The organism is Vibrio sp. 397, assembly GCF_033339395.1.
GTDB classification, from domain to species: Bacteria; Pseudomonadota; Gammaproteobacteria; order Enterobacterales; family Vibrionaceae; genus Vibrio; species Vibrio alginolyticus.
The window spans coordinates 19,683-32,424 of the sequence record NZ_JAWOUN010000030.1 but is presented as its reverse complement, the minus strand read 5'-3'; the positions used below and the strand labels follow the sequence as shown (position 1 = coordinate 32,424).

General features: G+C 43.7%; 15 protein-coding genes. 4 read left to right on the top strand and 11 right to left on the bottom strand.

Features of this window, described 5'->3' with window-relative positions; translation table 11 throughout:
• Window positions 1-208 precede the first annotated feature (208 nt).
• A complete protein-coding gene (locus R7P36_RS23990; protein ID WP_031430549.1) occupies window positions 209-394 on the bottom strand; it encodes a hypothetical protein in 186 nt (61 codons plus the stop codon).
• A gap of 172 nt (window positions 395-566) precedes the next feature.
• Here R7P36_RS23990 and R7P36_RS23985 point away from each other — a divergent pair, with 172 nt between their 5' ends.
• The 3 genes from R7P36_RS23985 (at window position 567) to R7P36_RS23975 (ending at window position 2,554) form a co-directional block, all read left to right on the top strand.
• The gene (locus tag R7P36_RS23985; RefSeq protein ID WP_004395831.1) at window positions 567-695 is read left to right on the top strand and encodes a hypothetical protein; all 129 of its coding nucleotides are present in this window, start codon (window positions 567-569) and stop codon (window positions 693-695) included.
• Window positions 696-980: 285 nt separating this feature from the next.
• On the top strand, window positions 981-1,964 hold the full coding sequence (locus R7P36_RS23980; protein ID WP_031430547.1) for a DUF4917 family protein: 984 nt from the start codon (window positions 981-983) through the stop codon (window positions 1,962-1,964).
• A gap of 122 nt (window positions 1,965-2,086) precedes the next feature.
• Window positions 2,087-2,554: a hypothetical protein gene (locus R7P36_RS23975; RefSeq protein WP_031430545.1), complete on the top strand. Its 468-nt coding sequence runs from the start codon at window positions 2,087-2,089 to the stop codon at window positions 2,552-2,554.
• Window positions 2,555-2,678: 124 nt separating this feature from the next.
• Here R7P36_RS23975 and R7P36_RS23970 read toward each other — a convergent pair whose 3' ends face one another.
• From R7P36_RS23970 to R7P36_RS23925, 10 genes are all read right to left on the bottom strand, one after another.
• Window positions 2,679-4,199, bottom strand: coding sequence for a hypothetical protein (locus R7P36_RS23970; RefSeq protein ID WP_031430544.1), 1,521 nt, complete (start codon window positions 4,197-4,199; stop codon window positions 2,679-2,681).
• A gap of 186 nt (window positions 4,200-4,385) precedes the next feature.
• Window positions 4,386-4,640: a hypothetical protein gene (locus R7P36_RS23965; protein WP_031430542.1), complete on the bottom strand. Its 255-nt coding sequence runs from the start codon at window positions 4,638-4,640 to the stop codon at window positions 4,386-4,388.
• Window positions 4,641-4,660: 20 nt separating this feature from the next.
• Window positions 4,661-4,858, bottom strand: coding sequence for a hypothetical protein (locus R7P36_RS23960; protein ID WP_031430540.1), 198 nt, complete (start codon window positions 4,856-4,858; stop codon window positions 4,661-4,663).
• 55 nt (window positions 4,859-4,913) lie between these two features.
• Entirely contained in the window at window positions 4,914-6,206 is a 1,293-nt protein-coding gene (gene trbL / locus R7P36_RS23955) for a P-type conjugative transfer protein TrbL (RefSeq protein WP_102887441.1), read from the bottom strand.
• Between the two features lie 2 nt (window positions 6,207-6,208).
• On the bottom strand, window positions 6,209-6,406 hold the full coding sequence (locus R7P36_RS23950) for a hypothetical protein (RefSeq protein ID WP_102887442.1): 198 nt from the start codon (window positions 6,404-6,406) through the stop codon (window positions 6,209-6,211).
• A gap of 2 nt (window positions 6,407-6,408) precedes the next feature.
• A complete protein-coding gene (trbJ, locus tag R7P36_RS23945; RefSeq protein ID WP_102887443.1) occupies window positions 6,409-7,182 on the bottom strand; it encodes a P-type conjugative transfer protein TrbJ in 774 nt (257 codons plus the stop codon).
• Between the two features lie 236 nt (window positions 7,183-7,418).
• Window positions 7,419-9,179, bottom strand: coding sequence for a TraI/MobA(P) family conjugative relaxase (traI, locus tag R7P36_RS23940; protein WP_102887444.1), 1,761 nt, complete (start codon window positions 9,177-9,179; stop codon window positions 7,419-7,421).
• Window positions 9,176-9,550 (bottom strand): conjugal transfer transcriptional regulator TraJ, encoded by a 375-nt coding sequence (traJ, locus tag R7P36_RS23935; RefSeq protein ID WP_102887445.1) that lies wholly within the window; start codon window positions 9,548-9,550, stop codon window positions 9,176-9,178. The genes traI and traJ overlap by 4 nt, the downstream gene beginning before the upstream one ends.
• Before the next feature lie 815 nt (window positions 9,551-10,365).
• Window positions 10,366-11,361 (bottom strand): replication protein RepA, encoded by a 996-nt coding sequence (locus R7P36_RS23930; RefSeq protein ID WP_031430529.1) that lies wholly within the window; start codon window positions 11,359-11,361, stop codon window positions 10,366-10,368.
• Window positions 11,362-11,373: 12 nt separating this feature from the next.
• Window positions 11,374-11,601: a helix-turn-helix transcriptional regulator gene (locus R7P36_RS23925; RefSeq protein ID WP_001069954.1), complete on the bottom strand. Its 228-nt coding sequence runs from the start codon at window positions 11,599-11,601 to the stop codon at window positions 11,374-11,376.
• Between the two features lie 85 nt (window positions 11,602-11,686).
• Between R7P36_RS23925 and R7P36_RS23920 the strand changes: the two genes are divergently transcribed.
• Complete coding sequence (locus R7P36_RS23920; protein WP_031430525.1) at window positions 11,687-12,724, top strand: hypothetical protein; 1,038 nt, start codon at window positions 11,687-11,689, stop codon at window positions 12,722-12,724.
• Window positions 12,725-12,742 lie beyond the last annotated feature (18 nt).

Genomic DNA, 12,742 nt, shown 5'->3' with positions numbered 1-12,742 from the left:
GACCAGTATCCCGATCCCGGCTGGCCGTCCTGGCCGCCACATGAGGCATGTTCCGCGTCCTTGCAATACTGTGTTTACATACAGTCTATCGCTTAGCGGAAAGTTCTTTTACCCTCAGCCGAAATGCCTGCCGTTGCTAGACATTGCCAGCCAGTGCCCGTCACTCCCACTCGAATATCAACGGACACAAAATACATCGGAATAACAGCTAGTTAGAAATGCAACCTTTCTCGATACCATCATCTATACCATGCGTAGAATTTTTTTGATTTTTTGCGTCTCGTCGGCGTTTTAGTTCTACTTTGGCCCAAGCTGAGGATTCTTGCATATCACGACGAAGCTCTTGTATCTCTTCAACACTAAGCCGTCGTGGACCCGAGGTAATTCTATCCATCTTGTGCCTCCAACTTGTCGCAGTACATTTTAAAACGCATCAAAACATGAGTTACCAGCAAGAAACCTTGGGGATATTTTTAGATTGTTTTTCATACACATCTTGAAAGCCATCAATACTGCCCAAAGATTATACAACGAGGAATAACCTCGTTAAATAAAAGGATCAAATCATGGGTTTGAAACCAGGACCAAAACCAATAGCCAAGTCGACTGGTAAACCAGATCAACGTCGACGTGACAACAAAAAAACTCCAGGAAACACTCCGGGCTTAAAGCCGAGTAAATCCTCGACCAAGTAAGGTGTCACCAATGCCGAGTCAGAGTAAGTGGTACTGACTCTTGTTGTTAAATTTCTAAATCGCAAGCACCCTTAGCCAATGTGAAACATTACATGCCCGTTCAACATATATACCCTAGAATGCCATCTAAATTATCAATCTACACGATCTGTTTGCTGAAACATACTAACTAAGTGCTCAGCATTATCATAAAACTTTACAGATGATTTTTTTATTTTGGTGTGGTTGCATTGTGTTGAGTTAATTGCTTGAAAAATATAATTACATAACAAAAAGGATGCATCGATGCCACTACAGACTTATGAAGATACTCTTCAGCAACTAGAAGAAAGGGAGCAGCCGTCAATACTGCTTGCTAATGGCTTTTCTCGGGCATGGAACAATAGAACATTCAATTATGAAAATTTGTTCGATGAAGCCAACTTTAGAGACAGCGACCGAGAGCTGAGAGAAATATTTGATCGTTTTGATACTTTTGATTTTGAAAAAATAATGCATGCTCTGCAATCAGCGGAAAAAGTTTGCGAAACCTATGACGTGAACATAGATATCATTGAACAGATTCAAGCTGACCAAGAGCAGTTAAAAGACTCACTTATTGAGGTAATTGCTAATACTCATCCTCACCGCCCCGGAGCCATTGCGGATGATAGTTTCACCTTAACTAGAAGATTCCTCACTCGTTTCAACAATATATTTTCTCTCAATTACGACTTACTTTTGTATTGGGCTGTAAACAAATGGAATCTACCTCCCTTTAGACCAGATCGATGGTGTGGTATGAAAGATGGTTTTAATGGCGATGAATGGCAACAACGTACTCAAAACTTGCACTTTCTACACGGGGGCCTCCATCTCTACAATACTGAGCAAGGTATTTATAAACGGGTTTATGACCAAGAAGATTGGGATGCGATCGTTGACCAAGTAAGACGATGGTTAGATGCAGGAGAGTTTCCCCTTTTTGTGTCTGAACCCACCTACCAAAAGAAGCTTGAGAAAATCAAACATAACCCATATCTAAATGCTTGCTACCAAGCGTTGGGTGAACTGAGAGGCACTCTCTACATTCATGGTCACTCAATAGCTCATAACGACAGACATATATTCGATCAGATTAATCGTAGTAGAGTAAACAAAGTCTTCATCAGTATCTTTGGAGATGAGAACCAGGACTTAAACCGAGAAGTAATGGCAAACGCAGATAGATTTCTTGACCGTCGCATAGATATAGAATTCTATGATGCCGCATCCACACCTATTTGGTAGCCGTTGATAAAGATGCATCTAAAACAATCCTGACAGCATCCAAAAATCACCAAATAAGAGCGACTATGTTTCAAGAGAGAAACTCATGTCATTCGTTATTTATCAATTAAGGGAGAAGAATATTGTCTTGGATAGAAGAATACCTAAGAGATTACACAAAGGAACGGGACAAGTTATTCAAAGAGCGTTGGTTTACAGCAAAAAGTTGGTTTGCTCGGTCTAAAGAATCTACTAAGTATCAAGAGCTAGAAATACTGCTAAGTATCGAGAAAGAATTTAACTCTAAGTGGTTGAAACATTTAAAGCATGCAGTGGTTAGATATAAATTGAAGGAGGATGATATAGCTGAAGCGAAGTTGCTTATAGACACTCATATATCCAAACATAAAGAGCGAGACTTTTTCCTCATTATTGTTGGTGTCCTGTTCGCTGCTTCTATAAAAGCCTTGGGGAATGACATCCTTTTTAGTTCAGCGGTTGTTCTCACAGCTCTTTTTCTTGGCTATGAACGCTTGTTTGGTAGTACGACAAAAAATAGCTTAGAAGAGTTTAAAGCGATACTGAATGTTGCATCGCAGCCTAAAACATAGCAAATTACCATGAATTAAATTTTATTAATCAAGTACCTATATAAAATACGATATATAATAAAAGCGGGCAGGTGTACCATTGCCAGCCCGTGAGCTTTATCACAAGACATTATGATACTTAACATCAAAAATATTTATCAATCATAGCTGATAGTTCAAAGTCATCCCTACTTATATTGTGTCTAAGACCTTTCACTATTCTCTCTAGTTTTTCATCTTTGACCCCATATTGATATCTAGCTAAGACAATATGAGAAATATATTCACATTGAGAAAAATAACCTTCTTTATCAAATTCTCTCATTGTTCTCAAAACTATACTCAAATAATAACTTTTCTTATCTTCATTAAACTTATCACTAGCTAAAACCTCATTCAGCATTAAAGCATATGACTCAATAATAAGATAAGAATCATACTTTAAAGTTTGTTTCATTCTGTCTTTAACCATTTCAAGCCAAGAACTTGTTACAGAAAATGATTCATAAATTAACCTGTCGTATCTAGTTGGAAATTCACAATCAATATCATCGACAAGGCTGTAATCAAGTTGTTCTACTATATTCTTAACAAATAGAAATATTTTATTTGGATATAAATGGTGCTCATATGCTTGTTCAACTGAAGCTCTTATCATAACGTCAAAAAAATGGATCGACATATAAATAGGGCAACTGAATGCTTTATCGGTATCGTAGTAATTTATGTGGGGAACATTGTAGGAATTATCCTTCCCAGTTAATTCAATAAAATCAGAGACATAATCATAAATTGATTGATAAACTTCCATATCATGGGCAACAGAAACATCAGAAAACAACTCTGTTAATAGTACATTCGTTGGATCTAATTCATAGCAGTCTGTTGTAGTAATGCATTGACATAAAGCTAACTCTCTATAAAGAGGACTAACCGAATTGCTAATCAAAAATTTAAAGAACTCGTGTCTGTACATTGACTCTGAACAAAAATCTTTAGTCAAAATTTTCACACCAAGAACTGGATTAGCAATTGCTAAATGATGCATATAAGATCTAGATTTATATAAGTAGAGAAAGTACTCTTTCACCTCATTTGAAAGCCAATAAGTTTTTGGAAAAAAATTGGAAACCTTGCTCCTTAATTCATTAATTTTAATTTCAATCCGTGATTTTTCATTCTGCCTAAATTCAAATATTATCAGTTCTGATTTTGGCTCTATTAAATTTCCAAAACGAACGAAAACTGATTTATATAAACAATATCTTCTTAATTGGAAATAATATTTATCGACGAAAAATGAAACATCCTTGAAATTATTATCTTTTAGTAATTGGCTAGTTGTTAAATTTAACTTACGAAAATTCTTTCTACTTATTCTAGAGCCATTTATCTTTAATATTGCGTACAATATGGCCACAATAGATACTAATAACAACGAGCTTTCTTTATCAAAACCGAATAACCAACTAAATGGTAAAGCCATGTTATTATTGATCAGGACATCAAGAAACAATAAATAAAGGCTAGAAACTGACAAGATAAAAACTATTATCCAATCAATAATTGTCATTCGAATAACTAAATCAAGGATAACTCTCCTTGGGAGAAGAGCAGCTCCCGTAAGTAGAACTGCGATAACCGTAAGTAAGCCTGATGCATCCATTTTTCTATTTTTCCATAAAGATCAAACTAATATAGTTTCCTTTAATTGAAATGTGAACTCAACAGCTACTTGATATATCACTTGCTCAACTTCGATATTATGTGTGGTTGCCATGTGTCACCTCTCGGTCAGGTGGTATGTGGAAATGCGGGCCGGTGCACCATCACCGGCCCGTGTGCTTTCTAACTACTTGCGTCGACCAACCGGCCAGCGTCTCATTTTGTCGATTTGATCGACCGATCTCGTCATGTCCTTGTAGGCACGCCCGGCCAGCTTGTTTTGGAATACCTCCATTTTGTCGGCAATGGCTTTCATCTTCGGCCCGTGCCTGATGTTGTGCAACCACTGCCCAAAAAAATAGAAGGCAAGCATCACAATGAACATCACGGCGAAGAAACCAAATAACTCCGCAAGGTTTTGAGGTGGAAAGCTAAACTCCATAATGAGTAATCCTTATCTAGTTAGGTCATGCGACCTTTTTTAACAAAACTGGCAACCTCTTCGTTGCGCTCCTGCTGGCGTTCCTGGGCATACGACACATAGTCCTCAACGTCGAAGGTGTGCTTTTCCAGATCGCGCTCTTGCCATTCTGCGTGTGCTTGTCGGGCTTCTTCCTGGTCCTCACTGGATAATCCATCAAAGCCGCCGGTTTGATTCATCCAGCCAGTGCTGCCACCGCCTAAGTTATCGTTGTCAAATGCAGGGGAAGCGTCGTCAGTCGCCCTCCTGGTCATCGCTATCCCCGTCATCTTTCGTGCTGTTTCGGATCGAGCTAGCTAGACGACCTCCTGTAGTGCCGCTGATTCTATCCCCGGCCATATCACCCATTCCCTTCATCAAATTCGCACCGGTATCCGCTGCAATACGCCCCGCTTTTACAGCGCTACCTTTAAAACCGCCAGAGGATTCGCCACCACTAGAAGATTGACCGGAAGCTTGGGTAAAGGAGCCAGCTTCATCAGAATCGCCGCCGCCGCTAAATGCACCGCCCAGGCTCGACATAACGTCAGTATTATTCGCTACGTTCTCGCCTGCTTTTGCAAATGCAGCCTGAATAGCAGACGCTCCGCCGGCGGTAGCCATTGCGGCACCGGCAGCCATACCACCAGTAGCAACAGCCGCTCCGGCCATCGCCCCAGCACTGATACTGCCAGCACCTGCCGCCGCGCCGCCTCCAGGGACTAGGCTGGCAATCACATTGGGAACAGAGTGAATGAGCATCACGAGAACCAGTGAAACGACAAAGATCACCAACAGTTCACGCATAGGGGCATCATTGGATAGATCGGTATAGAAACCGTCCATGATCGACATAGCAATGCCAATGAGCAACGTCATTGTCATCAACTTCAAAGCAACGCCCAATACGCTTTTGAAGTAGTTGATTGCTATATCTGAAGTCCAACGCGAACCACCAAACCCCAGCACGAAAACACCGGCATAGATCAATATCCAAGCCGTCACCAAGGCCAACAACACATTGGCCGCCACTACCGCCATACATGCCAAAATTGCCAGCGTGATTAAGAAGATAGACAGGTTATCTATAGGGCTTGTGATGCTGTAGGACTCACCAGCTTTCACAATAATGTCGAACGCAATACTAATAGGCTCTGACGGGGTTAGATCTCTCGGAAGGCCACCGGCTTGAGCACCGATCATTCTCAACGAGTCGATGATTGACGTCGCAAAGTCTGGGCCGTTTCTGAGCAACCAGAGAAAGAAACCAAACGTCAGGATGAAGCGGACGAACTCGGCAAAAAACTCCCTTATATCCGCTTGTTTAAGGATTAAGGTCCCACCAGTCCAAACAAGGGATATAGTGCCCAGCGTCCAGAATAACCAGGCGGCATAGTTTGTAATTACCGTGCCCCAAGTAGCACTGGCCGTCATGAAACGCACGGCCACTTCATCCAAGACACCATTAGGCTCAATGGCCGCTGACGCAGTTTGCGAAGTCAGTACAACTGCCAGGAGCATAACAAACCGAATGAATAGCTTGCTCATGATTAGAACCCCTTGTTCTTAGAGCGATCAGTGGGCTCGCCCATATCCCAAAAGCAATGTCCTTCTTCCCTCTGCTCTTTCGTTAGGTTTGGGTTGTCACAGTCGATCGTTACAGGCTTGGGCCCGTCATCTTCACCGCATCCCACCAGAACGAAGGAGGCCAACGCACTAACGATAAAAACTCGTGTGATATTTTTCATAATTAAAATCCCCTGTTTTCCGAACGGTCGGTTGGCTCGCCCATATCAAACAACCTTTCACGGGACGCTTGATATTGAGCTTCGCGATCAGCATCCGCCTGCATTCGAGTGCCAACGGCATTCTGCTGAGCGATCAGCAAGCTGCGGATTTGCAGGAGCTGGTTGGCCTGGTTGCTAGCGAGCTGGTTAGCATAACCAATCGCAGCCAGTTGGCCGTCCGCGCTCTGAGCACCAGATTGCAGGCGGTTAAGCTGACGGGCATCGGCTTCCAAGTTATCTTGCTGTTGTTCCAGACTCCTAAACAGTGCGTCATTGGCCTTTTTCTGCGATTCAGACGCAAGACGTCGGTTCTCGGTCATTGCGGCCCGTTCAGCATCACTGCACCCCACTGACGAGAAGCAAGGCGAACTGCGGTAATAGGCCACGTCCTGGAACTTACCCAAGTACGCATCGAGGCTGCCGATCTGGTTTTGGTAATAGGCGAGTGTGTTGGTCGCCTGGTTCAGATCGTTGATGGTGCGTTGCGCTTGGTCCCAAATATAAGAAGCCGGGGCCATCGAGTTTTGCAGCATATTTTCATACTGCTGCAACTGGGTTTGATACTGCTGAATTTGCTTAGTAGTCTGTGTAACAGCTTCCATTGCCGACATGATGTTCTGAACTAGATTCGTACCATCAGCAACCGGAATCCCCGCATATACAGGATTAGAAAGGTTTAACGCCAAGGAGATGGCGAGCACGGGAATTTTAGCCGCTAAAATTTTTCGTTTTAGCATGGTTAATTACTCTTAGTGGTTATGACTAAAAGTTGCATTCACCAACCTGTAGGGCTCGCTCCCTACTCCTGCCGTTACCAGCGGTGAATGTGGGCCTTTTCAGAGATAGATCGCCACTTACTATCCCGGCGCCCGACCTGCGCGACACCGTAAAACGCGCGGCCAAATAGGGTTAAACATCGGTGTTATTACCAACCGAAGCGGTTAGGGCTTCCGTCGATTCCTTTGCCATCACATCAACGTGATCGGCTCTTATGTTGTCGTTTCGCCTTTTTAGCTGCCTGCTCAGCTTGGAGCTTAGCTTTACGCTGCTCTAGTGCTGGCATGACCGCCGTTTTTTCAGGTACAGGACCTGACTGCATCGCTAAGACCTCTAACTGAGATAGGTTTTGCAACCAGCCACGGCGTGAAGGTGGCACTTTGCCAATTGGTAACACGCCAGGCTTATCAGACCGCTTGGCCCTTTTATTCTGGGCCATTAATGCCTGACGGCGGCGTTCTAGTCCTTGATCGGCAAATTTGATAGACAGATTGCCATCTGCTGCCGCCTTGATTACTCGCGCCTTGAACTCAGGCGAACCATTCACGGTAATACAATTACCGTAACGCTCCATTGCTACCTTTAGCGCAGCTAGAACACTGGTTTGATTGGAAGCCGTCGACACTTGTAGACGCTCACCATCATCACGCACGGCGCTGTTACCTGCTCGATAAATAATGGTGCCTTTTTTCGTAATCGTATCGACCATTGCTTTGGGCTCGGCCTGAACTGCATCCCCATTTAGTGTGTTGCCTTTAAGCTTTTGTGCAGCCTCTCGGCTACGTAGCGCTTTGAGGGCTTCGCTATCTCCCTGCAATGCCTGGCTCTTTAACCAATCCGCCCAGGCTTGGCGTTTATTGCTTTGATATATCGTTTGCCGTTGCTCTTGGTAACGCTTGTGAATGCGCTCAAGCTCGCTTTTCAATGCATTGCTGGCCTGTTTGTACAAAAGCTTCTTAGTAAGCTTATTGCTACCGGTTAACTTAATCGCTGCGCGACGGCCACGCCCTTTCCTCTTGGCGTTATCAACCTGTCGATCTTTATCACGACGAGCCTGTTCAAGGGCTTGCGTTTTACTCTCTGCGGCATGTTTCTGCTCTGCTTGATAACGGACATATAGCTCGGTGGTATTCACCTTCAAGCGAACAGGTCGGTGTGTATATTGGCGGCTCGGCTTAACAGAATCCGATGCAGTCGCTTCAAAGGGACCAAGGCGCGCTTCGAGTTTGGGTTTAGAAAACTCACGCCCCAAGGTGCTCGCTTTGATGATCGCTTCACCGTCGGCAACGATCACTAGACCATTTCCTCTGGTTCTTAACTGCAAACCATTGTCCTGCATGACCTGGTGCAACGCCTGCCAGCTATTGGCTGATTTAATCTCGTCCATGCATTCGCGCTTCACCCAACCCACTAAACTTTCAATACCCGAATGCCGCTCCATATCCATCGCACGTGATTCGGCCCCGCGCTTGCGCGGTATATGATTATCCGGCTGCAAACCAAAGTCCTGCTCGATGGCCTCGCACATTTCCGCTAGCTTCTTATGCGGGTAGTACGGCTCATGGATTGTGTTGCGAGTAGGGTGAATCTTGTTAATTGCGATATGGATATGTTGATTGTCCGTATCGTCGTGTACAGCACTGACACGCTGATGCTCGCCATACCCCAACCCTTGGCAAATGCGCTCTTCTATCGCGGCCAAGGTATTTGCTTCTAACTGTTCGCCACTTGGGAAGCTCACTATCAGATGATAGGTTTTATCACTCTTCGCTCGGGTGTTCGCAAATTGAGTCGCCAACACCTCACTGATCGCGTCGCGCACGGTTTCCGCTTCACAGTTATTTAAACGAACGCTACCAAGTCGATGTTCTTTGCTCTGGTGATCGGTGATGTAATTCACCAAGCCTGCAAAGTCAGATTTCCTCTGAGAACGCATCGATACATGCTTGGCGATCATTGGTCCGCCCTCGGGCGAAGAATAGACTCCATAAGTGAACTCATTTGATCTTGCGTCGCTTCGATACGATTAAGCACAGCCAAGATCGTATTGGCCCCAACATGTGCCACCTTGACATCATTACTAAGCCATAGCTTCAGCAATCCACCCAGACGTCCTAAATCACTATTAACTCGCACTAACTCGCGTACCTGTTCAACATCGGTAACTCCTTGAATGCGATAACCTTGGCCGACTTCGCGCAAATAGGTCGAAGCACTGAGCCCTGCCTGTGCTGACATGGATTCGATCAACGCACGCTCCTCTGGCAGACAGTAAACCTTAATCGGTGGGCTGTTCTTTCTAGTGCTCTTGTTCGTATTGCTCGCCATGTTTGTCTCCTATTTCAGGCCCCGCAGGGCAGGATCAACGTTGAGTGCCGAAGGTGCGAATAAGTCATAAGTGAAGAGGCTTCGCCATGCTTGCATGGAGGGCCTACTTCACACATCCTGCCCGCATTTCAACTTTGGTTTTATCACGGAAAGTTATGCATGCCCTTGTGCATTTCTCTGCATTTAACTGTTTATTCCCGTGTAAACCATGTTTACCCGATAAGTCCGATACTTATAGCGATATGACAGCGCACTTATAATGATTCAATAGCGCTAAAATAGCGGTCTACAGCGATTTATGCGTGTTGGCTTTACTCCAATATCACGACACAGAAAAACACAGCTTTCCTAACACTTTCCGCTCTAGGCTAAATTCAAAGCCTTCGTGTTTAACTGCCCCTCAAGTGTCAATGAATGTTTAGACGCCAAGAAAAAAAGAATAAAAAACACTTTATTTTCATGTAGTTGAAAATACATAACTTCCCAAAAAATGATTTCATTGACAGTTTTAAGCAGTTTATTTTTATAAATCTTATCCACAATATTTGTTTGCTTAACTACAGGTTAATTTTTATATAGGTATACCTACAGGAAAGTACTATAGGGAGTTCTACAACCACCTGTTATTAAAAAACTTTTTGGCACTTTGCGGGACAGAACATGCGCACTCCGGGACAAAACATGCGTAAGCCGGGACAGAACATGCGCAAAATACCCCCTTTAAAGCGGGACAGAACATGCGTGGATAACTTTCTAAATACCCAGGCTTAATAACATCTAGAATGGTGCGTACATACTGTTTCATACCGTTCACTCTATCGCTTTGTCCGTCGAGGTACTTGTGGAGCACTTGGTTTCAAAAGCAATCCTTTTTCGGTTGAAGTAGCATCTAGCTCTGGCCATGCATACTGAACCTTTTTAAGCCCATCGAGAAACCGTTTTCTGAAATCTCGATGTCCCTGAGGAGTATTAGGGTAATTGGCTCCTATTTGGTCCATTAGTCCTTCCCAGGGAATGACTGTTGAACGTTTTAAATAGCTGACTCGGTATGTTGCCCAGCAATATATATCGAGAGCCATAGGAGAACGCTTAATCAACCGTAATACCCTCATATCTAGAGGAACTGGTTTATCTGTTATCAGTTGAAAAAACTTTGGCGACAGATCTACCCAAGAGCCCCATAATGAATTTTGATCTGGATGCTTTGTGCTCCACCATATATGTGAAACATCCGCTACTCTGGCACCAATCTCATCCTCAGAAATATATTCATCACCTTCATTATGTTCCGTAAACATAACGCTAATGGTGGTTTTAAAAAGTTTGCTCATCTGCTCACGCAAACGCGGAATAGAACCATCTTTCCCCCCAGTTCCCGATAACCCTAGTTCGGCCATAAAGCTTCTCTGAGAATTCCCTAATTCAAGCCTACGCGCCTCTGTCTCACCGATATAACCCTTATCCAATCTGGACTTGTTTCTTACTGCTTGAGTGGTCATCCAAACCAGAAGCAAACGTGCATAGCAACCGTAAGGCAAACCTACAGATGAGGGGGCCATCATGTGCATTGTGAAATTACCATTCTTCCGACTCCACTCATTCGATTCTGGCTTACTGTGCGGTATGGTTGCTTGAATCAGAAGCCGAGCAATAAAACCGAGTTCATTAGCCTCCTGAGCACTGCACTCCTGGATTGCTATGATGTTGTCTATATATTTCGTGCTTAGCTCTAGTTTACCGCTGGCACCCGAGGCACTTTTTTGCCGAATAGTTCCCCTAGCCTGAACATCCGTTACATCTTTAAGCGTCATGTGAACTCAGACTTACCAAATAAAACCAGGTCTTGCGGCTTTTAACGCAGACCTGCGCTTTTCTTCTATCCAGTTCTCCACTTCAGCCAGGTCCCAAGCAACACTTCGGCTGGTCAGAACAATACGACGAGGAAACTCACCGCGCTGTTCCAGGTTATAGATGGTTCGATCAGACAAAGGGATCATGCTGAGTAAGGTTTTGCGATTTATCAGCGTTTTGTTTGTCATTGATGGATTCATAACCTTCTCCTTTTCAACATTCTTGGGTTGATAATGCCAGGAGCTGCCTGTAGATTAGGCTAATCATTGGACAAAAAAGTTGGATATGAAAATATTTGAAACTGAGATGGATGCGTCAGAACGACTAGGTCCGTTTTATATTCCTGTATGGGAGAATTCTGACAACTCTGTGGCAAATGCCATTCGCATTTTTAGGGAGAAATGGCATTCATACTCGGAAGAGTCTAAAAGCCACAGCATCATAAACTTGATTAAACAGGTGATTGATCCCGTGGTATCGGAATACTTGAGTAGCCTTCCAAACCAGTATTTGTCCTATTGCCCTATCTCAAGAGAAAAGTGTAACTATAGTGCTCTCATCAAGTTGAGAGGTTTTCGTTATACGGCCGACCAAATTCACTTTTATTTACGCGACTTTGTTGATAAGAGCTCCCACACAGAGCAAGACATACTATTCATATCGACTCAGGATATGCTCAAATCATTGTTTATGATTTGTGAAGGAAAGAAACCTAATAGATCAAAACTAGCGCCTGATATCAGTTTAAAGTCGGATAAAAAAACACGACTGTGTGCCTTGTGTGGAAGCCCAACAGAGTTTTCACAGTTCATGCATACATGGACGAAACACGGATATATTGAGAGAGAAAACAATGATCGTGACAATGATGAAAAAGACGGAAAGAAAAAGCGACCAGATCTGAGTACGAATTACTGTCTAAACCATCGTCCCAAGCTTCATGGCCGATGGAACTCTCTATATAAGCAAGCCAAGCGCTCTGCAGAACAATTTGAGAAAGAAGTCTTGAGATTACGACGCCAAATCGCTCATCCAGACCGTCATAACGCTAAGTCCGGAGATAGATTAATTGATGAGTACTTTTATCACTTCATGCTGAACTCTTCACTGGCCCCAACTAATGTACCCGAACTGCGCAATTTAGCGCGCAAGATGGTAGATTCTCGGATAACGGACAATAAAAAACGCATGCTGGTTCTTCGCAAACAGAACAAATCTAATGAAGATATTGGTATATTGCTGGGTGAAATCACGGGTAAGCTTTTGTCAAACCAGGCAGTTTCTAAAGCCTTGGGAACCATACGTGATGAGTTTAAACTATGAATATCCAAACCCTGTCAG